Raw genomic sequence first — 23,299 nt, 5'->3', positions numbered from 1 at the left:
TGCGACGGCTGTCGGCTTTGCGGCTTCGGTGGAAGGCGCACCAGGCCAGCCTAGCCGGGAGGCGGCCGGGGCCGTCACTCCGTCCCACGGAACGGAGGCATGCTGTGCGGGACGGTGTCCGGATCCAGCGGGTGCGGAAGGATACGGCGGGTTCCCTCCGTGATCGAGCGCCGGTCGGCATCGGCCGATAGTGTTCAGCATTGTCGAACCATAGGTGGAGGAGTACGGCGCGATGGCCAAGAACATCCAGTCGCTGGAACGAGCGGCGGCGATGCTGCGCCTGCTGGCGGGCGGCGAGCGGCGGCTGGGACTGTCCGACATCGCCTCCTCGCTGGGCCTGGCCAAGGGGACCGCGCACGGCATCCTGCGCACGCTCCAGCACGAGGGCTTCGTCGAACAGGACGCCACGTCGGGCCGCTATCAGCTGGGCGCCGAACTGCTGCGCCTGGGCAACAGCTATCTGGACGTCCACGAACTGCGGGCCCGCGCGCTCGTCTGGACGGACGACCTGGCCCGCTCCAGCGGCGAGAGCGTCCACCTGGGGGTCCTGCACCAGCAGGGCGTCCTGGTCGTCCACCACGTCTTCCGGCCCGACGACAGCCGCCAGGTCCTGGAGGTCGGCGCCATGCAGCCCCTGCACTCCACAGCCCTGGGCAAGGTGCTCTCGGCCTACGATCCGGTGGCGCACACCGAGGCCATGGAGGCCGAGCGGCAGTCGTTCACTGCGCGGACCGTGACCGACGCGGAGGCGTTCGAGTCGATGCTCGACCTGGTCCGGGCGCGCGGCTGGGCGGCGGACGTGGAGGAGACCTGGGAGGGCGTGGCCGCGGCGGCCGCCCCGATCCACGACCGGCGGCGGATGCCGGTGGGCGCGGTGGCCGTGACGGGCGCGGTGGAGCGGGTCTGCGCGGACGGGGAGCTGCGGCCCGAGCTGATCGCGGCGGTGCGGGACTGCGCGCGGGCGGTCTCCCGGGATCTGGGCGCCGGACGCTTCTGACACGCGGCCCACCGCCGCACGGCACGGACGTTCCCGCCGACGGCCCTTCCCGCGCGGGCACATACCCCCGCCACCGGCCGCTCTCCGCGTCGCCGCCCCATGCCGTGGGCCGGGCTCCGCGGCCTCGCCCCACATCGACCGGACTCCGTCACCGCGTCCGCGCCTCACCGTCGGCCTCGCTCCCTCGCCGTGCCCCCGTCGGCGGACGGGCCGCGAGGGATAACGATCGAGTTTTGCGCCACACAACTCTTGACGACTGAACCACCTGAAGGAAGCATTGCCGTTCACCGGTCGGCATTGTCGAACAACTAACGAAAATAAACGTTATGGTGTGACAGCGCCCTGGGCCGGACAACGCCCTCGCACGAGGGCGCGGACCACCGGAGGGACCCGGGGTTCGGCTTACCTGGACCAAGGACAAAGGAGTCGCGGGTGTCCAGCTCCGACATCTTCATCGGCGAGACCATAGGTACCGCCGTGCTCATCCTCCTCGGCGGTGGTGTGTGCGCCGCCGTCACGCTCAAGCGCTCCAAGGCGCAGAACGCCGGATGGTCGGCGATCACCTTCGGGTGGGGTTTCGCCGTGCTGGCCGGCGCGTACCTGGCCGGGGGCGTGTCCGGCGCGCACCTCAACCCGGCGGTCACGATCGGTCTCGCGATCAAGGGCGGCACCGAGTGGAGCGACGTGCCGCTGTACATCGCCTCCCAGGTGCTCGGCGCGGCGATCGGCGCGGCGCTGGTCTGGCTGACGTACTACGGGCAGTTCCGCGCGCATCTGACGGATCCCGAGATCGTGGGCCGGACGGGTGAAGAGGGCATGGTCGACCAGACCACCGCCCCGAAGGCGGGCCCGGTGCTGGGCATCTTCTCGACCGGCCCCGAGATCCGGCACGTGGCGCAGAACCTGGTCACCGAGATCATCGCGACCGTGGTGCTCGTCCTGGTGATCCTCACCCAGGGGCTCAACGACGACGGCAACGGCCTGGGAACGCTCGGCGGGCTGGTCACCGCCCTGCTCGTGGTCGGCATCGGGCTCTCGCTCGGCGGCCCGACGGGTTACGCGATCAACCCGGCTCGCGACCTCGGTCCGCGTATCGTTCACGCGCTGCTGCCGCTGCCGAACAAGGGCGGATCGGACTGGGGCTACGCATGGATCCCGGTCGTCGGACCGCTCGTCGGCGGCGCGATCGCGGGCGGGCTCTACAACGTCGCCTTCGCCTGATCCATGACGCACAGAGCCCCGACCCTCCAAGACCACACAGACCTCCGGGAGCGCACCGTGACCGACGCACACACCACCGGCCCGTTCATCGCGGCCATCGACCAGGGCACCACCTCCAGCCGCTGCATCGTCTTCGACCGGGACGGCCGGATCGTCTCCGTCGACCAGAAGGAGCACGAGCAGATCTTCCCGAAGCCGGGCTGGGTCGAGCACGACGCGACCGAGATCTGGGAGAACGTCCAGGAGGTCGTCGCCGGTGCCGTCGTCAAGGCGGGCATCACCGCCGCCGACGTGAAGGCGATCGGCATCACCAACCAGCGCGAGACCACGCTGCTCTGGGACAAGAACACCGGTGAGCCCATCCACAACGCCCTGGTCTGGCAGGACACCCGTACCGACGCGCTCTGCAAGGAGCTCGAACGCAACGTGGGCCAGGACCGCTTCCGCCGCGAGACCGGCCTTCCGCTCGCCTCGTACTTCGCGGGCCCCAAGGTGCGCTGGCTGCTGGACAACGTCGAGGGGCTGCGCGAGCGCGCCGAGCGCGGCGACATCCTCTTCGGCACCATGGACTCCTGGGTCATCTGGAACCTGACCGGCGGCACGAACGGCGGCGTCCACGTCACCGACGTCACGAACGCCTCGCGCACCCTCCTGATGAACCTGCACACCATGGCGTGGGACGAGAAGATCCTCGCGTCCATGGAGATCCCGGCGGCCGTGCTGCCCGCGATCCGTTCGTCCGCCGAGGTGTACGGCACCGCGAAGGGCGGCGTCCTGGACGGGGTCCCGGTCGCCTCCGCGCTCGGCGACCAGCAGGCGGCCCTCTTCGGCCAGACCTGTTTCTCCGAGGGCGAGGCGAAGTCCACGTACGGCACCGGCACCTTCATGCTGATGAACACCGGTGAACGGCCCGTCAACTCGTACAACGGACTGCTGACGACCGTCGGGTACCGGATCGGCGACCAGAAGCCGGTCTACGCCCTGGAGGGCTCCATCGCCGTCACCGGTTCGCTCGTCCAGTGGATGCGCGACCAGATGGGGCTGATCAAGTCCGCGGCCGAGATCGAGACCTTGGCGTCCTCGGTCGAGGACAACGGCGGCGCGTACTTCGTTCCCGCCTTCTCGGGCCTGTTCGCCCCGTACTGGCGCTCCGACGCCCGCGGCGTCATCGCCGGCCTGACCCGGTACGTCACCAAGGCGCACATTGCCCGTGCCGTCCTGGAGGCCACCGCCTGGCAGACCCGCGAGATCACCGACGCCATGACCAAGGACTCCGGTGTCGAGCTGGCCGCCCTGAAGGTCGACGGCGGCATGACCTCCAACAACCTGCTGATGCAGACGCTCGCCGACTTCCTGGACGCGCCCGTGGTGCGGCCCATGGTCGCCGAGACGACCTGTCTCGGCGCCGCCTACGCCGCGGGTCTGGCCGTCGGCTTCTGGCCGGACACCGACGCCCTGCGCGCCAACTGGCGCCGGGCCGCCGAATGGACCCCCCGCATGGCCGCGGACACCCGCGACCGCGAGTACAAGAACTGGCTCAAGGCCGTGGAACGGACCATGGGCTGGATCGAGCACGAGGAGTGAGCGACATGACCACCCTGCAGAGCGTCCCGGCCCTCGGGACACACCCGGCCTCCGGCTCCCTCCCGAGCCGTGCCGAGACTCGGGAGCAGCTGTCCAAGGCTGCGTACGACCTCCTGGTGATCGGTGGCGGCATCCTGGGCATCTCCACGGCCTGGCACGCCGCGCAGTCCGGGCTGCGGGTGGCCCTGGTGGACGCCGGCGACTTCGCCGGCGCCACCTCCTCCGCCTCCTCGAAGCTGCTCCACGGCGGTCTGCGCTACCTGCAGACCGGTGCCGTGAAGCTGGTCGCGGAGAACCACTTCGAGCGCCGTGCGGTGTCCCGCGAGGTGGCGCCGCACCTGGCCAATCCGCTCACCTTCTACCTGCCGGTCTACAAGGGCGGCCCGCACGGCGCCGCGGTCCTCGGCGCGGGCGTGTTCGCGTACTCGGCGCTCTCCGCGTTCCGCGACGGGGTCGGGCACGTCATCAGCCCCGAGAAGGCGCAGCGCGACGTGCCGGAGCTGCGCACGGACAACCTGAGGGCCGTGGCGGTCTACGGCGACGGCCAGATGAACGACGCCCGGATGGCGCTGATGACGGTCCGCGCGGCCGTCGACGCGGGCGCCGTGGTCCTGAACCACGCGGCGGTCACCGGGCTGCGGTTCACCAAGGGCCGGGTGACGGGCGCCGATCTGCAAGACCGCCTGGACGGCACGGAGTTCGGCATCGACGCCCGGCTCGTGCTGAACGCCACCGGGCCGTGGGTCGACCACCTGCGCAGGATGGAGGACCCGAACGCGGCGCCGTCGGTGCGCCTGTCGAAGGGCGCGCACCTGGTGCTGAAGCGCACACGCCCGTGGAACGCCGCGCTCGCCACCCCGATCGACAAGTACCGCATCACGTTCGCCCTGCCCTGGGAGGACATGCTGCTGCTCGGTACGACGGACGAGGAGTACGAGGGCGACCCCGCGGATGTCGCGGTCGAGGAGAAGGACATCGCCCAGATCCTCGACGAGGCGGCGTTCTCCATCAAGGACCAGCAACTGTCGCGCGACCTGATCACGTACTCCTTCGCCGGTCTGCGGGTGCTGCCCGGCGGACCGGGCGACACCTCCAAGGCCAAGCGCGAGACGGTCGTCACGGAGGGCCGCGGCGGGATGCTGTCGGTCGCGGGCGGCAAGTGGACGACGTTCCGTCACATCGGCCGCACGGTGATGAACAAGCTGGCCACGCTCCCGGGGCGCCCCCTCGGAAGCGGCATGGAGCCGATATCGCAGCTGCCGAAGAAGCTCCCGCTGCCCGGCATCGCCAACCCGAACGCGGTGGCGCACCGGCTCCTGATCGACGGCGCCGCACCCGGGCCCCGGATGGCGGCCGACACCGCGCGGCACCTCGCCACGCACTACGGTTCGCTCGCCTTCGACATCGCGCGGCTGGCGAACGAGAACCCGGCGCTGGCCGAACGCATCCACCCGGACGCGCCGGAGATCTGGGCGCAGGTCGCCTACGCCCGCGACCACGAGTGGGCCGAGACGGCGGACGACGTGCTGCGCCGCCGGACGACCCTGACGATCCGGGGCCTGGCCACGGACGAGATCCGGGCCGGTGTCGAGTCCATGCTCGACGACCGCGGCTGACGGGACGCGCGCGAGGCGCGCAGGACGCGGACGGGGCGCCCCCACGGCGGGGCCCCGTCCGCGCCGCATCCGCGTCTGCTTCCACGCCCGTGTTCACGTCCACGTCCCCGTCCACGGGACGAACGGCGAACGCGCCACACGACTACCGATACGGGCCCACTATGACGCGCAGTCAGTCGAGGCATGAAGTTCTCGGCGCTTGCCCTCATCGGCCCTGCCCAGCATCCGCCCACCCCTCACCTCCCCTCCATCGCAAAGCGGTTCGAGGAGGTGATCGAGTCCGGGTCGTCGCGCAGCGGCCGGGCTTCGACGCGTACGCGATCGGCGAGCGGCACGCCGGGCCGTTCCGCTCGTCGAGCCCGAGCCCGAGCCCGAGCACGGTGCTCGGCGCGCTCGCCGCCCGCGCCTCCACCCTCCGGCTGACGACCGGTGTCACGGTCGTGGCGATCCTCGATCCGGTGCGGATGGCCGAAGTCTTCGCCACGCCCGACCAGGTGACCAGGAGCCGGACCGAACTGGCCGGCTCGACGGGCTCTCGGGTCCGACGCTCCGGGCGCGGGTCCGACGCGGCCTGACGCAGGAGGACGCGATCGGCCGGACGCTGTACGAGCACCGGGCGATCCTGTCCGCGCTGCGCGAACGGGACGCGGAGGCCGCGCGGTCCGGGCGACGGTGCATGTGGCGGGCGTGGAGCAGTGGTTGCGGTCGACGCCGCGGGAAGCGGGGCGGGGACCGGACCCCGCCCCCTGACACCGGCGGGGCGGGCGAGCGGCCGGACCGGCGCCGCGGACACCCCCTGCCCCGGGACCGTGACGGCGGGTTCACCCGGCCGTGCGCGAGGGCTGCGTCGAAGGTGGCCGGAAGCCGTAAGGTTGTTGCGTACGCAAGGGAACTTCGGAAGGAGGCCTGGGTGATCGAGCTCGAGGGGGTTCCCGAGCTGATCGACCCGGTCATGGTGGCCGCGTTCGAGGGATGGAACGACGCAGGTGACGCCGCCTCCACGGCGGTCGCGCACCTGGACCGGGAGTGGAAGGGAGAGGTGTTCGCGGCGCTGGACGCCGAGGACTACTACGACTTCCAGGTCAACCGGCCCACGATCTGGCTGGACGGCGGTACGCGCAAGGTCACCTGGCCCACCACCCGGCTCTCCGTGGTCCGCGTCGGCGGGGAGCAGCCCCGCGATCTCGTCCTGGTCCGCGGTATCGAGCCGTCCATGCGCTGGCGTTCGTTCTGCAACGAGCTTCTGGGCTTCGCCCACGAGCTGGGCGTGGAGATGGTGGTGATCCTGGGCGCACTGCTCGGAGACACCCCGCACACCCGCCCGGTACCGGTCAGCGGGGTCACCTCCGACCCCGATCTGGCCCGTTCCATGGACCTGGAGGAGACCAGGTACGAGGGCCCGACGGGCATCGTCGGCATCCTTCAGGAGGCGTGCACCCACGCGGGCGTGCCCGCGGTCAGTCTGTGGGCCGCGGTGCCGCACTACGTGTCGCAGCCGCCCAACCCGAAGGCCACCCTCGCGCTGCTCAACCGGCTGGAGGACCTGCTCGGTCTGCGCATCCCGCTGGGCGAACTGCCCGAGGACGCGCGCGCCTGGCAGCTCGGCGTCGACCAACTGGCCGCCGAGGACAGTGAGGTGGCGGAGTACGTGCAGACGCTGGAGGAGGCCCGGGACACCGCGGAGCTTCCGGAGGCGAGCGGCGAGGCCATCGCCCGCGAGTTCGAGCGCTATCTGCGCCGCCGGGACACCGGTCCGGGGCAGGGCCCCGGCGGACACGCCACGGAGAGCGGCGACAGCGCGTATCTGCGCGACACCTCCGGTGGCCGGAACCGTCCGCCGAAACCGACGCGGCCGGAGGGCGACGGCCGGACGTCACCCGGCACGCCGCCCACGAACGGGCCCGCCCGCCCGGGGGCCGTCGGCGACGACGAGGGCGACGACGGCCCGGCCCAGTCCTCGCGGGGCTCTTCCGAGGACTGAGCCGGACGGTGGGGCGACGGGTATCGCCCGGCGCCCCGTCGCCCTCGGCCGCAGCACGGGTGCCGGGCACATGCCCCGGCTTCCGGAACGAGACGGAACCGGCCCCGGACTTCGTCGAGAGGTCCGGGGCCGGTCCGCCGGATGGGGAACATCAGCGGGTCGTTGCCGCGTACGGCGCTACAGCGCGACGCCCAGCAACGCGTCGACGGTGCGCGAGACGAGTCCGGGCGCGCCCTCGTCCGTGCCGCCCTCGGCGTGCTGCCGCTCGGCCCAGCGGTCCACGGCGGCCAGTGCCGCCGGTGCGTCCAGATCGTCGGCGAGGGCGTCCCGGACCTCCTCGACCAGGGCCTCGGCGGACGGTCCGTCGGGCCGGGAAACGGCGGAACGCCAGCGTCCGAGCCGGGCGACCGCTTCGGCGAGCGCCTGATCGGTCCACTCCCAGTCGGACCGGTAGTGGTGCGCGAGCAGGGCGAGACGGATCGCCGCCGGGTCTACGCCGTCCCGGCGGAGCCGTGAGACGAAGACCAGGTTGCCCTTGGACTTGGACATCTTCTCGCCGTCCAGGGCGACCATGCCCGCGTGCACGTACGCCCGGGCGAACGGGTACTCGCCGGTCAGGACCTGGGCGTGCGAGGCGCCCATCTCGTGGTGCGGGAAGGCGAGGTCGGACCCGCCTCCCTGCACGTCGAAGCCCATGCCGAGGTGGTCCAGCGCGATGGCGACGCACTCGATGTGCCAGCCGGGCCGGCCGGGGCCGAGCGAGCCCCCGTCCCAGCTCGGCTCGCCCTCGCGGGCGGCCATCCAGAGCATCGGGTCGAGCGGGTTCTTCTTGCCGGGGCGCTCCGGGTCGCCGCCGCGCTCTGCGGACAACAGCCGCATCGCCTCGGCGTCGAGGCGGGAGACACCTCCGAAGTGCGGGTCGGCCTCGACGGAGAAGTACACGTCGCCGTCGAGTTCGTAGGCGGCACCGGCGTCCCGGAGCCGTTCGACGAGCGGGACGATGCCGGGTATCGCCTCCACCGCGCCGATGTAGTGCTGCGGCGGGAGCATGCGCAGGGCGGTCATGTCCTCGCGGAACAGGACCGTCTCGCGCTCGGCGAGCTCGGTCCAGTCCTGCCCGTCGCGCACGGCCCGCTCCAGCAGCGGGTCGTCCACGTCGGTGACGTTCTGCACGTAGTGGACCTGCCGCTTGGTATCGAGCCACACGCGCTGAACGAGGTCGAACGCGTTGTAGGTCGCCGCATGACCCATGTGGGTCGCGTCGTACGGCGTGATGCCGCAGACGTAGATGCGGGCGACGGGACCGGGGTCGAGAGTGATCCGTCCGCCGGTCGCGGTGTCGTGGATCCGAAGGTCGCGGCCCTTGCCGGGCAGGGCGGGGACCTCAGAAGCGGGCCAGGCATGCATGGCACGAGCCTAACCGGATGCACGTTCCGGATACGAACCGGATACCGGATCCCGACCGAAGAGGCGCTCTTGCGCGATGCGGTCCCGTCTGCTTCGGCCGGGAGGGGAGACGGCGCCGGGGAATGCGCGTGCCCCGGCGAGCGCGGGGGTCCCGCCCGTCGTCCAGCGCGCCGTCGCCGAAACGGCCTGTTCTCCCCGGGTGTCGCACCGGGCGTGCCTCCGCCCCGGGCCGTCCCGCGCGCCACGCACACAGGCACCGGGTCGCCGCCGGCGTCGGCGCCGCCGCTCACACCGCCGGCCCAGGGCACCGGCTACACCGGCGGCCAGGGAATCGAGGGCCACGCCCCGCTCGGTTCCGGGTGCCGCCCCGATGCCCTGAGCCCGGCCACACGCCCCCGCAGTGCCTCGATCTCGGCCGGGGTGATCAGCTCGCCCAGCCGGGTGACGAGCGGGGTCCCGGGAGCCAGGTCCGCGCCCAGCCGGTCCACCGCGTCGACGGCCTCGGCCGTCAGCGGCTCCCCCGCCCAACCCCACAGCAGGGTGCGCAGCTTGTCCTCGGCGTTGAAGGTCACGCCGTGGTCGATGCCGTACAGCCGGCCTCCGGGCGCGGACAGCAGATGACCACCCTTGCGGTCGCCGTTGTTGATCACGGCGTCGAGGACCGCCATCCGCCGCAGCGCCGGGTCGTCCGCGTGCACCAGCAGGGCCGTTCTGCCCTCCCCGACCTCGGCGCGGGCGACGGCCTTCCAGCCCTCGCCGGGCTCGTCGTCCTCGACCAGTGCCAGCAGCGGGCGCCGCCCGTCCGCGGCGTTCCCGTCGCCGTCCGGTCCGGCGTCGATCCACAGCTGGCACATGCCCTCGCCGTACGGCCCGTCCCGGAGCACGGTGGGGGGTATGAGCCCCCAGCCCGTCGCCTCGGAGATCTCATAGGCGGCCACCTCCCGCTGGGCGAGGGTGCCGTCGGGGAAGTCCCACAGCGGCCGTTCCCCGGCCACGGGCTTGTAGACGCAGGCCAGTTCCACGCCGTCGTAGGAGACCGCGCAGTGCAGCACCGCGTTGGACGCCCCGCGGACCTGTCCGCGGACGATGAGCCGGCCCTCGGTGAGCACCGTGACCAGCTCGGCGTCGGTCAGGCTCCGCGACGGTATCCGTTCTGGCGCGGGCACACGTGTCCTTCCGGGTCGAGCGGCAGGCTGCACAGCGGGCAGGGGGGGCGTCCGGCGTTCACGACGTCCAGGGCGCGCTTGGCGAAGGCCCGAGCCTGCGCGCCGCTGAGGCGGACGCGGAGGACCGGCGGACCGTTCTCCTCGTCCTGCAGCAGCCGTTCCTCGGCCTCCGCGAGGTCCTCGTCGGACTCCACGTCCAGTTCGACCAGCGCCTGCGCTTCGACGATCATGCGCTGTTCCTCGCCGTCCCAGGCGAGCGCCATCGTGCCGACCCGGAACTCCTCCTCGACGGGCACGTCGAGGGGGGCGGTGTCGGTGACGTCCTGGGGTGCGACGGCGGGCACCGGCGAGTTCCCGCCGGTCCGCCGCACCACTTCGTCGAGCAGTTCGTCGATGCGCTCGGCGAGTGCGGCGACCTGAGTCTTCTCCAGGGCCACGCTGGTGACGCGGCTGCCCGAGGTTGCCTGCAGGAAGAACGTACGACGTCCAGGCAACCCGACCGTGCCGGCCACGAAGCGGTCCGGGGGGTCATAGAGGAACACCTGACGGGACACGTCCTGTCTCCCTTGAAGATCGGCGGCTGATGGGGAAGGGAATGAGGGATGGCCGGGGCCGCCGGCTGTACCGCTGCGGGCGTCCACGGCGCGTCCACCCTACTGCGCGGAGCGATCACGGCGCCCCGGCGCCGCCGCCGACCTCCGCGTCGGCTTCGGTACCGGCGGCCGGGCGCGTGTCCGGGGCCGTCCCGTCCGTCTGCTCGCGCGGCGCCAGGGGAGCGAGGTCCCCCGTGTCGCCGAGCCGCAGCAGGAACGGCCGCAGGCTCGTGTAGCGGATCGCGGTGACCGAACAGGGGTCCACGTGGATCCGCTGGAAGAGGTCGAGGTGCATGCCGAGCGCGTCGGCGACGAGCGCCTTGATGACGTCGCCGTGCGAGCACATCACATAGGCGGCGTCGTCGCCGTGTTCGGCCCCGATCCGCGCGTTCCAGAACCGTACGGCGTCCACGGCGCGCGCCTGCATGGCGCGCAGGGACTCGCCGCCGGGGAACGCCGCCGCCGAGGGGTGGCGCTGCACGACGCTCATCAGCGGCTCGTCGGCGAGTTCGGCCAGCTTGCGCCCGGACCAGTCGCCGTAGTCGCACTCGTTGATCCGTTCCTCGGTGTGCGCCACCAGGTCCGGCCGGGCGTCGAGCAGCGGGCGCAGTGTCTCCCGGCAGCGCTGGAGGGGGCTGGTGACGGCGGCGGCGAGGGGCAGCGCGGCCAGCCGCCCGGGCAGCGCGGCGGCCTGTGCGGTGCCGCGCTCGTCGAGCGCGACGCCCGAAGAGCGGCCGGCGAGCACCCCGGCCGTGTTGGCGGTGGAGCGTCCATGGCGTACGAGGATCAGGGTGGGCATACGGGCCAGCGTAGGCCGCTGCCGGGTCGCGCGGGGGCGGGCCGGGATGCGCGGGAGTGCGGGGCGGGCCGGGATGCGCGGGAGTGTGGGGCGGGCCGGGATGCGCGGGAGTGTGGGGCAGGGAAGAATGCGCGCCGTGATTGTGGACTGTGCGATCTACCGGGCCGGGCGCCGTACCGAGCGCCCCGCCGACCTCTCCGACGCTCTCGCGGGGGCACGGGCCACCGGGGACGCGTTCCTCTGGATCGGGCTGTACGAGCCGACCGAGCAGGAGATCGAGCGCGTCAGCGACGAGTTCGGGCTCCACCCGCTGGCCGTGGAGGACGCCCTGAGCGCCCACCAGCGGCCCAAGCTGGAGGTGTACGACGACTCGCTGTTCGCGGTCATCAAGCCGGTGGTGTACGAGCACCTGAGCGACACGGTCACCACCGATGAGCTGATGGCCTTCATCGGCGATTCGTTCGTCGTGACGGTCCGGCACGGGGAGGGCGCGCCGCTCGCCGCGGTACGGCGCCGGCTGGAGGCGGAGCCGGAGGTGCTCAGGCACGGGCCGACCGCGGTGCTGTACGCGATCAGCGACGCCGTCGTCGACCACTACATCGAGGTGGCGGGCGAGCTCCAGAACGACCTGGAGGAGCTGGAGACCGAGGTGTTCGCGCCGACCGGCTCCGCGAACACCAAGAACACCGCGTCCCGCATCTACACCTTCAAGCGGCAGCTCATGGAGTTCCGCCGCGCCGCCGGTCCGCTGAGCGCCCCCATGGCCCGCCTGGCGGGCGCGGACGTGCCGTTCGTCCACGAGCACTCGCAACCGTTCTTCCGGGACGTGAGCGACCACCTGACGCGGGCCAACGAGTACGTGGAGGGGCTGGACCGGCTGCTCTCGGACATCCTTTCCGCCCATCTGGCCCAGGTGGGCGTGCGGCAGAACGACGACATGCGCAAGATCTCGGCCTGGGCGGCCATGGCCGCCGTTCCGACCATGGTGGCGGGGATCTACGGCATGAACTTCGAGCACATGCCGGAGCTCGGTCAGGTGTGGGCGTACCCGGCGGTGATCGTGCTGATGGCCGCGGCGGTCCTCGCGCTGCACCGGCTCTTCAAGCGCCGCGGCTGGCTCTGAGGCGCGCCCCGCCGCGCGGGGGGCGCCGGATCACGGGGACACCGGCGCCGAAGAGCGCGGGGCGCCGGTCAGACGGGCTCGGGTTCCCGCGGCGCGGGCCCGCCCAGCGCGTCGCGGCGCTCCGGCTGCTCCAGGCGCACCATGCGCCGCCATCCCACGAGCCGTTCGTAGACGTGGACCAGATGGATCCCCGCCGCCAGCACGGCCGCCCTGGTCCGGGACCAGCCGAGGATGCGGCCCATGTGATCCATCACGGCGAGGCTGACGTCGCGGTACACCCGGATCTCGGCGAGAGCGCACTCGCGCAGGAGGCGCTGGATCGTACGGCCGTGTCCCGCCCCGGCGAGGCGCAGCAGTTCCTCGTGGCAGTACGCCAGGTGGTTGTCCTCGTCGTCCGCGATCACCCGTACCGCGCGGCCGATGTCGGGGTCGTCGGCGAAATGCCTGCGCAGCAGCGCCATCTGCTCGGAGGCGCGCTGCTCGGTGACCCGGCTGTGGGCGAGGTAGGTGATGATGTCGCGCTCGGTGAGCGGTTCCCGGCCCCCCAGCCGTTCGTGGGCGAGGCCGATGCCCCGCCGTTCCAGCAGCATCGTGTAGTCGGTCTCGGGCGGGACCTCGACCGGACGCAGTCCGCGCTTCTTCAGCAGCGCCCCGAAGATCCGTCCGTGCTTGTCCTCGTCGGCGCCGTGCCGGGCGATCCTGGGCGCCAGGGCCCTTTGGCTCTCGGGGACGAGGGCCGCGATCCGGCCGTTCTCCCAGCCGCCCTGGGCCTCGCCGCCGGCCGCGATGGAGCAGAACAGCCGGAACGAGTCGTCCTCGTCGAGAATTTCCTGGAACAGGTTCCTTGCCGAGAGCACCACAGCCACCTCCGTACCCGCGTCGGCCCATCGCCAGTCAAATGCGGGTCGCCCACCCGGGCAACAGGAACGGCCTGCGGCTACGCCGGACGGGCTGCCCGGCCGGTCCGGCGACGATGGCTGAAACCTTTCGCCTCCGGTGGAACGGCGGACCGGGGGGAGTAACCGCGCGCCATCGGGCGCGTTGTTCCGCGTGACGGCCGTGGCGGGGAGACCCCCGAGCCCCCACCACGGCCGCGATGCCTACGGGAGCCCGTGGTCCCGGCGTCCGTGGATCCGCGTCACGCGAGGCCGGACCGCTCCAGCGCCTCCGTGCCGGCCCGCAGCGCCGCGATCCGCTCGTCGAGCGTGAATCCGGCCGGGGCGAGGGTGAGCGTCGTGACGCCCGCGGCGGCGTACGCCTGCATCCGCTCGGCGATCCGCTCGACGGGGCCGAGCAGCGTGGTCCGGTCGATCAGCTCGTGCGGGACGGCGGCGGCGGCGCCGTTCTTGTCGCCGGACAGGTACTTGTCCTGGATCTCGACGGCCTCCCTCTCGTAGCCCATGCGCCGCGCGAGCCGGTTGTAGAAGTTCTGGTCGCGGCTGCCCATGCCACCCACGTACAGCGCGGTGTACGGGCGGAACGTGTCCGCGAGCGCGTCGATGTCGTCGCCGACGGCGAGCGGCAGCGTCGGGCAGACGTCGAAGCCGTCCATGGTCAGCCCGGCCTTCTCCCGCCCCGCCCGCAGGTGCTTGACCGCGGTCTCCTCCAGGTGTTCGGCCGCGGGGAAGATCAGCAGGGCACCGTCGGCGATCTCGCCCGTCTGCTCCAGGTTCTTCGGGCCGATCGCGGCGATGTAGAGCGGAATGTGCTCGCGCTGCGGGTGGACGGTGAGCCGGAGGGGCTTGCCCGGGCCGTCCGGCAGCGGCAGCGTCCAGTGCTGCCCCTCGTACGTCAGCCGTTCCCGGGACATCGCCCGGCGGACGATCTCGACGTACTCCCGGGTGCGGGCCAGGGGCTTGTCGAACGTGACGCCGTACCAGCCCTCGGAGACCTGGGGCCCCGACACGCCGAGGCCGAGCCGGAAGCGGCCTTGGGAGAGCGAGTCGAGGGTGGCGGCGGTCATCGCCGTCATCGCGGGCTGACGGGCCGGGATCTGCATGATCGCGGAGCCCACGTCGATGGATTCGGTCCGGGCGGCCACCCAGGAGAGCACGGTCGGGGCGTCGGAGCCGTACGCCTCGGCCGCCCAACAGACGTCGTAGCCGAGCCGGTCGGCCTCCTGGGCCACGGCGAGGTTGTCGCCGTCCATTCCCGCGCCCCAGTAACCGAGATTGATGCCGAGCCGCATAGCCGCTCCCCTTACTGATCAGTAACGTCTCTCCGTCCCGGACTCTATCGCTCGGTGGCCCGTCGCGGCAGGGGCGACTCGGAGCCGGGTTGTCCACAGCCCTCCGCCCCGTGGGGTCTGACCAGTAATCTCAGCGCCCATGGAGCAGAGGCATCTCGGCCGCACCGGCCTTCGCGTGTCCAGGATCGGGCTCGGCACCCTCACCTGGGGCCGGGACACCGACGAGCACGACGCCGCCGAGCAGCTGAAGGCGTTCTGGGAGGCGGGCGGCACCCTGATCGACACGGCCGACGTGTACGGCGGCGGGGAGGCCGAGTACCTGCTCGGGCGGCTCGCTGACGGCCTGGTACCGCGGCACGAGCTGATCATCGCCACGAAGGCGGGCAGCGTCGCCGATCCGTACCGCAGGTTCAACGGCTCCCGCGGGCATCTGCTGGCGGCCCTGGACGCCTCTTTGGACCGGCTCGGTACCGATCACGTCGACCTGTGGCAGGTCCACGCCTTCGACCCGGCGACCCCGTTGGAGGAGACACTCCAGGCGGTGGACCTGGCGGTGTCCAGCGGCCGCGCCCGGTACGCGGGAGTGTCGAACTTCTGCGGCTGGCAACTGGCGAAGGCGGCGACCTGGCAGCTGGCCTCGCCCGGAATGCGCACCCGGCTGGCGAGCACGCAGATGGAGTACTCCCTGCTGCAGCGGGGCGTCGAGCGTGAGGTGCTGCCCGCCGCCCTCGACCTGGGCGTGGGGCTGCTCCCCTCCTCGCCGCTGGGCCGGGGGGTGCTGACCGGAAAGTACCGGACGGGCACTCCCGCGGACTCGCGCGGCGCCTCGGAACTGCTGGCTCCGTTCGTCGAGCCCTATCTGGACGACGCGGCGGCCCGCGTCGTGGACGCGGTGGCGACGGCGGCGGACGGTCTGGCCACGACGCCGCTCCAAGTGGCGCTCGCCTGGGTGCGGGACCGGCCGGGAGTGGTGGCCCCGATCGTCGGCGCGCGCAACGCGCACCAGCTCACGGAGGCATTGTCAGTGGAGACGCTTAGTCTTCCTGACGAGATCTGCCAGGCGCTCGACGACGTGTCGGCGCCCGTGCACCGCTATCCGGACCAGGACTGGAGCACGCTGTGACCGCGCTTCCCGGGGGAGACACCCCCGGCACCCCGGCCGCCGACGACGCAGGCGCCGTCGCGGACCCCGCCGCCGCTGCCGCCCCGTCCTCGCCACCCGCGCGGGGCGAGGACGGGGCTGCACACGAACAAGCGGCGCCGGTGGATGCCCCCGCCGCCGAGGGGGACGGCGACGGCTCCGCACCCGGCGCGACGGCCGCCGCGCCGGCGTCCCCGGACGGCACACCGTCCGCAGCGCCCTCGGACGAGGGGCCGACGGATGCCCCGGACGGCGACGAGGAGACCCCCGAGGACGGGAAGACCACGGGTGAGCAGGCCGCCGGGGGCGAGGGTGCCGCCGCCCCGCTCTCGGAGGCCGAGGCCGAGCTCGCCGCCCAGCGTGAGCTCAGGGAGCGGATCGAGAAGCGCAAGGCCGACAAGGCGGGCCCCATCCCGGCCGGCGGGAAGCTGAGCGGTACGGCGGCCGATCTGCTGGCCGCCGTACGCGCCGTCGAGAGCGGCGAGACGTCCGCCTCCGCGTTCTTCGACTCGCCCCTGCCCGCCGCCGCGCCCAGGCGGCCCGCTCCCGCCCCCGCGCGCCCCCGGCCGCCCGAGCCGGCGTCGGCACCCCGTGGCCCCTCCCCCCAGGCCGTGGCCGAGGTGGCCGCCGTGCTGGCCGAGGGCGGTGCCCCCGGAGCGCTCGCGGGGCCGACGGCCGAGGCGCTCGGCGCGCAGGCGGCCGGCGTCCTGCGCGAGGACCCGTGGCGGATGATGGCCGTGCCGGGCGTCGGGCCCGAGCAGGCCGACGGGTTCGCCCGGGCCCTCCTGGGTCCCGGCTGCGGTCCGGACGACGAGCGCAGGACCGCCGCCCTGGTCGGGTGGCTGCTGGAGCGGGCCGCGCTCCGGGGGCACACGGCGCTGGAGGCGGCGGCGGTCCGCGCCGCGCTCGCCGAGCACGCCGTGTCCGACCCGGAAGCGGCCGTGCGGCACGCCGTCGCCGCAGGCGTGGTCCTCGTGTTCCAGGAGGACGAGGACGGGAGCCCGGCCGCCGCGGAAGCCGACGAGGGCACGGGAGCGGACCACCCGGACCCGTCCGGGCGGGAACCGGTCAGGGTGCTGCTCGGGCTCGACCGGTACGCGCTCGCCGAGGAGAGCCTGGCCGACGGTCTGGCACGTCTGGTCCACGCCTGCGAGAAGGGCGCGGACTGGACGGAGGCGGCCTCGGCCGCAAGCTCCCCGTCGGCGGCCGAGCTGATCCGCGCGGTCGCGGCCCACGGCGTCGTGGCGCACACCGGCGGTGAGGAGGCCAGGGCCGAACCCGCCGCCCTCCTCACCGCGGCGCGTGCGCTGGGCCTGCGCGTCCTGGGCACCGCGCACAGCGTCGACGGCAGGCGCAGGCTGGCCGAGGCGGTCGGCGATCCGGCGGCGGCCGTCACCCTCGCCGGACTGCTCTCCGGCACGGAGGGCCCCGGACGGGACGGGGAGGGAGCGATCGCCGTCGACCTGCTCGTCGTGCTGGACGCCCCGCAGGTGGACGTCGAGGCCGCCGCGATGCTCGTGGAGTCCCTGGCCGACGGCACCCGGCTGGTGCTGAGCGGCGACCCGGGCGTCCTGGGCTCGGCCGGGGCCGGGCAGGTGTTCGCGGATGTGCTGGCGGCCCGTGCCTGCCCGCAGGTCGTCTCCCGCACACCGGATCCGGGACCGATCGGTGAACTGGTCTCCGGCATCGGCATCGGTGAGCTGAACCAGGTGGCGGCGCCGGGCAGGGAGGTGGTGATCGTCCCCGTGCGCGACGCGGGCGAGGCGGTGCACCGCACCGTGCAACTGGTCGCGGACTCGGTGCCGCGCGCTCTTGGCATCCCCTCGGCCGACACCCAGGTGATCACCGTCGGCCACGGCGGTTCGGCGGGCACCCGCGCGCTGAACGCGGCGCTCAAACAGCGGCTCAACCCCGGCCCTGGACGGTTCGGCGGATTCGACCCGGGCGACCGTGTCGTCCATGTCCCGGCGCCCGGCAGGACCGTGCCCGCCACGGTCGTCTCGGCCGACGCCGAGGGCCTGCACCTGGACCGCACGGGCGAGCGGATCGTCGTCCCCCCGCAGCGGGTGGCGTCGACCGTGCGCCACGGCTGGGCCCTCAGCGCCCACCAGGCGGCCGGAACGCGGTGGCCCGCGGTGGTCGTCGTCCTGCCGGGCGACGCGGCGCAGGGGTTGAGCCGCCCCTGGGTGTACACCGCGTTCGGCCGGGCCGAGCGGCACCTTTCCGTGGTGCACGGCGTGGACCAGGCACTCCCGCGCGCGGTCGCCGAGCCCCCGGCCCGGGACCGCACGACACGACTGCGCGGCCTTCTGGAGGCGGCGGCCCGCTGACCGGGCCGCGCGCCGTCCCGTACCCCGGCCGGAACCGGCCGGGGTACGGACCCGGCCGACGGCACGGGTCAGGAGCTGTCCGTCGCCAGCCCCACCGGTTCCTCGTCGGCGTCGTCCTCGTCGAAGACGGAACTCACGTCGAAGCGGCACACCACGAGGTGCGGATCCGCTTCATCGAACGGCGCGTCGAGCCACTCCCCTGCCTCCGGCAGCTCCTCCGCGGCCGTGACCCAGAGCGTGGAGTCCCCCTCCTCCAGCCCGAACTCGGCGCACCGGGAGGCGATCTCGTCCGGTTCGTACTCCCCGAACAGCACTCCGAGCGCCGCGTGGACGCTGGATCCGACGACTGCGTCGCTCCCGGTGCCCCGGTCGTCGGGATCGAGGCCGGCGATCCGCTGTGCCTGTGCGAACAGCCGCGGCGGCTCCACCACGGCGTAGTCCCGCCGGATCAGAACGCTGAGCGCGCTCGGTTCCTCGGGGCCGGCGTACGGGGGCAAGGAGCCGTCCGCACCCGGGATCTCGAAGGGGGTGACCTCGTCGTAGCGGTCGTAGAGCAGTTCGTCGTAGACCTCGGCGGCGGCGGCCAGTGCGTTGAACGCGTCGTAGACGGCGGGATCATCGTCCCCCGTCCGGCGTTCGACCGCGTCGAGGTGGCGGTCGAGCGCGGCTTTGATGGCTTCGGCGGCGGCGCGTACCTCGGCAGCGGTGGGCTGCGCAGCATCAGACATGGTGCAGACGCTATCCGTACCGGGCCTCTGCCCGCACAATGGATGCGATGCCGGAATACGAATTTGTCGATGTGTACGTACCGCGCGGGGTGTCCCGGAAGGAGACCGCACGCCTGCTGACCGACCATGCCGAGTACGGGCACTGGGAACTGGACCGACTGACGCTGCGCCACGACGGCAGCCGCAGGGTGCGGCTGCGACGGCGGATCATCCGCCAGCTCCGCGCCACTTGGTGAGACGGGGCGGGCCCCACGACCGCGGGGCCCGCCCTTCTCGCTTCGCCTGCCGGTCCGTTACGCGGACAGGCGTGCGCGGCGGTAGAACACCGCCCCCGCACCCGCCAGCAGCAGACCCGCGCCCACCGGGACCAGCAGTCCGGCACCGCCCGCCCCGGTGTGCGCGAGCTGCGGCACGTTCTGTGCCTCGGGCGCGTTCGGCACCTCCTGCGGGCCCGACGTCGGCGGCTTGTGCTCGGTGACCGGCGTCACCGGGGTGACCGGCGTGGCCGGGGTGACCGGGGTGCCGACCGGCGGTGTGACGACGTCCGTGTCGTTCCCGCATTCGTTGCCGAAGGTGGGATTGAGCAGTCCGCCGATGGTGACGCTGTTCCCGCAGACGTTCACGGGGATGTCGATCGGCGCGGAGATGCTGTTCCCGGACAGCACGCCCGACGAACCCTCCGCGACGCCCTGGGCCGTCGCCCCGCCGTCGATCGGGGCCCGGTGCTTGCCCGTTCCCGGGCGGCTCGCCTGGGTGAGGTCGCCGGACACCTGGCTGCCGGAGGCGTGCTTGCCCGAGGAAGCACCCTGCGAACCGTTTCCGCAGGTGTTCCCGAACGCGGGGTTGATCAGTGCCACGACGTCCACGGAGTTGCCGCAGACGTTGACCGGTACGTCGACCGGGATCTGGACGGAATTCCCTGAAAGCACCCCTGAGGAATTCGTCGCGCCGCCGGACGCCCCCGCGTCCGCGTGCGCGTACCCACCGCTCAGCGCGAGCGCGCCGCCCGCTGCCGCCACGGTGATCAGGCCCTTGCGCGTGACCTGTCGCATAACCACTTCCCTGCCTTCTGCCTGCCGGAATACCCCCGCACTCGACCGTGCGGAAGCGGAGTAACCCAGCAGCCCCGGAGCGCATGGCGTGCGCTCCGGGGCCGACCGGGTTCAAACCCTCTCGGGTTGACCCATCAACGTCAGTTGCTGGCGCATTCGTTGCCGAAGGCGGGGTTCAGCAGCCCGGCGGCGGTGATGGTGTTGCCGCACGAGTTGACCGGGGCGTGCACGGGAGCCTGGATGGTGTTGCCCGAGACGATGCCCGCGCTGCCGGCGGCAGTGCCCTGGGCACCGGAGTCCGCGACGGCCATGCCCGCACCCGAGAGCACCAGACCACCGGTCACGGCCGCAGCAGCGACGACCTTCTTGATCATTGTTTCCTCCTAGTTGGCAATGCGGTCCCAGCCGCGGACCGCACCACCTGTAACGAGGACGAGCTAATCGGGCTACGAGCGTATGGTTCCTTTCACTCCTTCCGGTCAAGTGCGCACACGCTGGCGATTCTTGGCGCGAAATGAATCGGAACGGCGGCACACATTGCTGATCGGGGAGTGGTGGGCTCAGCAGTGGTCGATGAACCGGTCGAGCACCCGCACACCGAACTTGAGGCCATCCACCGGCACCCGTTCGTCCACGCCGTGGAACATGCCCGCGAAGTCGAGTTCCGGGGGCAGTTGCAGTGGGGCGAAACCGAAGCACCGGATGCCGAGGTCGTCGAAGGACTTGGCGTCGGTACCGGCCGAGAGCATGTAAGGAACCGCCCGCGCGATCGGATCCTCGGCCTTGAGCGCGACCTGCATCGCGTCGACGAGCACGCCGTCGAAGCCGGTCTCCAGCGCCTTGTCCGCGTGCACGTCCTCCCGCTTCACCCGCGGTCCGAGGATCCGGTCCAGGTCGGCCAGGAACTCCTCCTCGAAGCCCGGCAGGAAGCGGCCGTCGACGTGTGCGACCGCCTGGCCGGGAATCACGTTCACCTTGTAGCCGGCGCCGAGCATGGTGGGAGCCGCGGAGTTGCGCAGCGTGGCGCCGACCATCTTGGCGATGCCGTTGAGCTTCGGAAGCGTGGCCTCCATGTCGTCCGGGTCGAGCGGGACGCCGAGCGCGTCGGACAGCTCGTCGAGGAACGAGCGCACGGTCCTGGTCACCCGGACCGGCCAGTTGTGCCGCCCGAGCCGCCCGACCGCCTCGCACAGCTCGGTGATCGCGTTGTCGTCATTGGTCATCGAGCCGTGCCCGGCCGTGCCGTCCACGGTGAGCCGCATCCAGTGCATGCCCTTCTGGGCCGTCTCGACGAGGTAGAGCCGCAGCTTCTCGTTCACCGTGAACGAGAAGCCGCCGACCTCGCCGATCGCCTCGGTGACGCCTTCGAAGAGGCCGGGATGCTTGTCCACGAGGTACCGGGCCCCGTACGTGCCGCCCGCCTCCTCGTCGGCGACGAAGGCCAGCACGATGTCGCGCGGGGGCTTGCGGCCGCTGCGCAGCCGGTCGCGGACGACCGCGAGGGTCATCGCGTCCATGTCCTTCATGTCGACGGCGCCCCGGCCCCACACGCAGCCGTCCGCCACCTCGCCCGAGAACGGGTGGTGGGTCCAGTCGTGGGCGTTGGCCGGCACCACGTCCGTGTGCCCGTGGATGAGCAGCGCCGGACGGGACGGATCCTCGCCCTCGATCCGGGCCACGGTCGAGGCCCGGCCCTTGTGGGACTCGATGATCTGCGGCTCCAGCCCGACCTCGGCCAGCTTCTGCGCGACGTACTCGGCGGCGCCCCGCTCCCCCGGTCCCGAGTGGTCCCCGTAGTTGCTGGTGTCGATGCGGATCAGCTCACGACAGAGGTCCACGACCTCGTCCTCGCCCGAGACGGTCCGGGCCGTGTTGGTCTCGCTCACACTGCTTCCTTCCACTGTCGCCGTGTCCCTCCGCCCATCCTCCCCCGCACCGTCCGCCCGCCCAAGGCCCCCGCCTCTCGTCGTGCGCCCTTCGCACTCCCCCGGAGTGATCGAGCACCCCCGGATGTTTGCTATTGTTTTCCACGTCGGAACGGGCGAGGCCCGCGAGACAGACACCTGGTCCGGGTGGCGGAATGGCAGACGCGCTAGCTTGAGGTGCTAGTGCCCTTTATCGGGCGTGGGGGTTCAAGTCCCCCCTCGGACACCACTGAAAACCCCAGCTGAGCTGGGGTTTTCTGCTGTTGCGGGCGGTGACGCGGCCCGGCCGCACGGCCCATTGGCCCGGCGCGCCGTCCGCTCGCGCCCCGGGCCCCGGGTTCCCTGGTTACGCGAGCACCTCGGCCAGCAGGGCCGCGGTCCCGGCCACCAGTGCGTTGTCGGCCGGCGCGTCCTCCTCGAACCTGGTCGTCAGGACGGCCATCACGATCGGAGCGTCGCCCGGCGGCCAGGTGATGCCCACGTCGTTGCTGCCGCCGTACCGGCCTCCGCCGGTCTTGTCGGCGACGGTCCAGTCGGCGGGCAGCCCGGCGCGGAACCGCTCGTCGCTGGTCGTGTTGCCGAGCAGCCAGCCGGTGAGACGGTGCCGGTCCGGGGGCGCGAGCACGTCGCCGAGCACGAGGTTCGCGTAGGTGCGCCCGATGGCGCGCGGGGTGGTGGTGTCGGTGACGCGCCACGGTTCCGCCGAGTTCAGCTCGGGCTCCCAGCGGTCGAGCCGGGTCCGGCCGTCCCCTGCCGAACGGCAGAAGCGGGTGATGGCGGTCGGTCCGCCCAGCTCGCGGAGCAGCAGGTTGCCCGCGGCGTTGTCGCTGTGGCGGATGGCGGCGTCGCACAGTTCCTCGACGGTCATGCCATGGGCGAGGTTCTCGTCCTCGCCGGTGATCGGACAATGGCCCGACCGCTCCGCGTACTCCCGGGTGTAGTGGACACGCTCGGCCAGGAACTCGCCGTCGTGGTCGAGGTCGCGCAGCACGGCCGCGGCGGCGAGCGTCTTGAACAGCGAGCACATCGGGAAGCGTTCGTCCGCCCGGTACGCCACCGTCTTCCGCGTGCGTGTGTGGTGGGCGTACACGCCGAGCCGGGCGGTGTGCTTCCGCTCCAGTTCTCTCAGGCGCGAGGCGATGCGGTCGTCGCCGGTCGCGGCGTACGCGGTGCCGCCCAGCACCGGGGGCAGGGCGGCGAAGAGCGCCGCACCGGCGCCGAGGGCGAGTGCGGTGCGGCGGGAGGGGCTTGATCCTGTGGTGTGCAATGCGTTCCCTTCTCAGGTGCTCACGGCATACCTGGGCACGCGGCCGGCCTGCGGAACGGTTCCATCCGGTCGGGTGCGGGGGGTGGTGGGCGCGGGCAGCGCCCCGCGGTACCGCGTGCGCGAAGTCCGACCGGTCGCGTCGACCTTCCTGGGCTGCGCGGGCCCGCTCCCCGTCTCGTGG

General features: G+C 72.5%; 21 protein-coding genes and 1 tRNA gene. 11 read left to right on the top strand and 11 right to left on the bottom strand.

Translation table 11 applies throughout. The annotated features are described in order from the left end of the window. Positions 1–232: 232 nt before the first annotated feature. The 6 genes from ACGF2V_RS09775 (at position 233) to ACGF2V_RS09750 (ending at position 7,399) form a co-directional block, all read left to right on the top strand. On the top strand, positions 233–997 hold the full coding sequence (locus ACGF2V_RS09775) for an IclR family transcriptional regulator (protein ID WP_362623238.1): 765 nt from the start codon (positions 233–235) through the stop codon (positions 995–997). Positions 998–1,429: 432 nt separating this feature from the next. After that, the gene (locus ACGF2V_RS09770) at positions 1,430–2,218 is read left to right on the top strand and encodes an MIP/aquaporin family protein (RefSeq protein WP_362623239.1); all 789 of its coding nucleotides are present in this window, start codon (positions 1,430–1,432) and stop codon (positions 2,216–2,218) included. A 57-nt stretch (positions 2,219–2,275) separates the two neighbouring features. Next, the gene (gene glpK, locus ACGF2V_RS09765) at positions 2,276–3,802 is read left to right on the top strand and encodes a glycerol kinase GlpK (RefSeq protein ID WP_362705051.1); all 1,527 of its coding nucleotides are present in this window, start codon (positions 2,276–2,278) and stop codon (positions 3,800–3,802) included. A 5-nt stretch (positions 3,803–3,807) separates the two neighbouring features. Next, positions 3,808–5,418, top strand: a complete 1,611-nt coding sequence (locus ACGF2V_RS09760) for a glycerol-3-phosphate dehydrogenase/oxidase (RefSeq protein ID WP_362705054.1) — start codon at positions 3,808–3,810, stop codon at positions 5,416–5,418. 161 nt (positions 5,419–5,579) lie between these two features. Then, positions 5,580–5,993 (top strand): LLM class flavin-dependent oxidoreductase, encoded by a 414-nt coding sequence (locus tag ACGF2V_RS09755; protein ID WP_362705056.1) that lies wholly within the window; start codon positions 5,580–5,582, stop codon positions 5,991–5,993. 335 nt (positions 5,994–6,328) lie between these two features. Beyond that, entirely contained in the window at positions 6,329–7,399 is a 1,071-nt protein-coding gene (locus ACGF2V_RS09750) for a PAC2 family protein (protein WP_362623245.1), read from the top strand. A 177-nt stretch (positions 7,400–7,576) separates the two neighbouring features. Here ACGF2V_RS09750 and mshC read toward each other — a convergent pair whose 3' ends face one another. From mshC to ACGF2V_RS09730, 4 genes are all read right to left on the bottom strand, one after another. Then, positions 7,577–8,806, bottom strand: a complete 1,230-nt coding sequence (gene mshC, locus ACGF2V_RS09745; RefSeq protein WP_362623247.1) for a cysteine--1-D-myo-inosityl 2-amino-2-deoxy-alpha-D-glucopyranoside ligase — start codon at positions 8,804–8,806, stop codon at positions 7,577–7,579. Positions 8,807–9,117: 311 nt separating this feature from the next. Beyond that, positions 9,118–9,972 (bottom strand): SCO1664 family protein, encoded by an 855-nt coding sequence (locus tag ACGF2V_RS09740; RefSeq protein WP_362623250.1) that lies wholly within the window; start codon positions 9,970–9,972, stop codon positions 9,118–9,120. Next, on the bottom strand, positions 9,936–10,526 hold the full coding sequence (locus tag ACGF2V_RS09735) for a DUF3090 domain-containing protein (RefSeq protein ID WP_362623253.1): 591 nt from the start codon (positions 10,524–10,526) through the stop codon (positions 9,936–9,938). Before ACGF2V_RS09735 ends, ACGF2V_RS09740 begins: the two co-directional genes overlap by 37 nt. A 115-nt stretch (positions 10,527–10,641) precedes the next feature. Further along, complete coding sequence (locus ACGF2V_RS09730; protein WP_362623255.1) at positions 10,642–11,364, bottom strand: histidine phosphatase family protein; 723 nt, start codon at positions 11,362–11,364, stop codon at positions 10,642–10,644. A 127-nt stretch (positions 11,365–11,491) separates the two neighbouring features. Here ACGF2V_RS09730 and corA point away from each other — a divergent pair, with 127 nt between their 5' ends. Next, positions 11,492–12,487 carry a magnesium/cobalt transporter CorA gene (gene corA / locus ACGF2V_RS09725; protein ID WP_362623257.1) on the top strand — a complete coding sequence of 332 codons (996 nt, stop codon included), beginning with the start codon at positions 11,492–11,494 and terminating at the stop codon, positions 12,485–12,487. 68 nt (positions 12,488–12,555) lie between these two features. Here the strand turns inward: corA and ACGF2V_RS09720 are convergent, their stop codons facing one another. Beyond that, positions 12,556–13,344, bottom strand: a complete 789-nt coding sequence (locus ACGF2V_RS09720; RefSeq protein ID WP_362623260.1) for a ferritin-like domain-containing protein — start codon at positions 13,342–13,344, stop codon at positions 12,556–12,558. Between the two features lie 281 nt (positions 13,345–13,625). Beyond that, on the bottom strand, positions 13,626–14,675 hold the full coding sequence (locus tag ACGF2V_RS09715; protein WP_362623261.1) for an LLM class F420-dependent oxidoreductase: 1,050 nt from the start codon (positions 14,673–14,675) through the stop codon (positions 13,626–13,628). Positions 14,676–14,814: 139 nt separating this feature from the next. Between ACGF2V_RS09715 and ACGF2V_RS09710 the strand changes: the two genes are divergently transcribed. Both ACGF2V_RS09710 and ACGF2V_RS09705 read left to right on the top strand, forming a co-directional pair. Next, positions 14,815–15,798: an aldo/keto reductase gene (locus ACGF2V_RS09710; protein WP_362623264.1), complete on the top strand. Its 984-nt coding sequence runs from the start codon at positions 14,815–14,817 to the stop codon at positions 15,796–15,798. Continuing rightward, positions 15,795–18,146: a helix-hairpin-helix domain-containing protein gene (locus tag ACGF2V_RS09705; RefSeq protein WP_362705059.1), complete on the top strand. Its 2,352-nt coding sequence runs from the start codon at positions 15,795–15,797 to the stop codon at positions 18,144–18,146. The genes ACGF2V_RS09710 and ACGF2V_RS09705 overlap by 4 nt, the downstream gene beginning before the upstream one ends. A gap of 68 nt (positions 18,147–18,214) precedes the next feature. On the opposite strand, the gene ACGF2V_RS09700 is transcribed toward ACGF2V_RS09705, so the two are convergent. Beyond that, positions 18,215–18,874, bottom strand: a complete 660-nt coding sequence (locus ACGF2V_RS09700) for a hypothetical protein (protein WP_362623268.1) — start codon at positions 18,872–18,874, stop codon at positions 18,215–18,217. 47 nt (positions 18,875–18,921) lie between these two features. Between ACGF2V_RS09700 and ACGF2V_RS09695 the strand changes: the two genes are divergently transcribed. Beyond that, positions 18,922–19,110 (top strand): DUF5703 family protein, encoded by a 189-nt coding sequence (locus ACGF2V_RS09695; RefSeq protein WP_072484370.1) that lies wholly within the window; start codon positions 18,922–18,924, stop codon positions 19,108–19,110. Between the two features lie 57 nt (positions 19,111–19,167). On the opposite strand, the gene ACGF2V_RS09690 is transcribed toward ACGF2V_RS09695, so the two are convergent. The 3 genes from ACGF2V_RS09690 to ACGF2V_RS09680 form a co-directional block, all read right to left on the bottom strand. Then, a complete protein-coding gene (locus tag ACGF2V_RS09690) occupies positions 19,168–19,926 on the bottom strand; it encodes a chaplin (protein WP_362705061.1) in 759 nt (252 codons plus the stop codon). 140 nt (positions 19,927–20,066) lie between these two features. Continuing rightward, positions 20,067–20,300, bottom strand: a complete 234-nt coding sequence (locus tag ACGF2V_RS09685) for a chaplin (RefSeq protein WP_362705063.1) — start codon at positions 20,298–20,300, stop codon at positions 20,067–20,069. 186 nt (positions 20,301–20,486) lie between these two features. Then, positions 20,487–21,812 (bottom strand): M20/M25/M40 family metallo-hydrolase, encoded by a 1,326-nt coding sequence (locus ACGF2V_RS09680; RefSeq protein WP_362623276.1) that lies wholly within the window; start codon positions 21,810–21,812, stop codon positions 20,487–20,489. 180 nt (positions 21,813–21,992) lie between these two features. Between ACGF2V_RS09680 and ACGF2V_RS09675 the strand changes: the two genes are divergently transcribed. After that, a tRNA-Leu gene (locus ACGF2V_RS09675) sits at positions 21,993–22,080 on the top strand. A 117-nt stretch (positions 22,081–22,197) separates the two neighbouring features. Here ACGF2V_RS09675 and bla read toward each other — a convergent pair. Further along, positions 22,198–23,118, bottom strand: coding sequence for a class A beta-lactamase (bla, locus tag ACGF2V_RS09670; RefSeq protein ID WP_362705065.1), 921 nt, complete (start codon positions 23,116–23,118; stop codon positions 22,198–22,200). Positions 23,119–23,299: the final 181 nt, after the last annotated feature.

It is taken from the genome of Streptomyces sp. NPDC047982 (assembly GCF_043204165.1).
In the GTDB taxonomy this organism is placed as follows: Bacteria; Actinomycetota; Actinomycetes; order Streptomycetales; family Streptomycetaceae; genus Streptomyces.
This window is presented reverse-complemented; position numbering and strand designations above follow the sequence as displayed.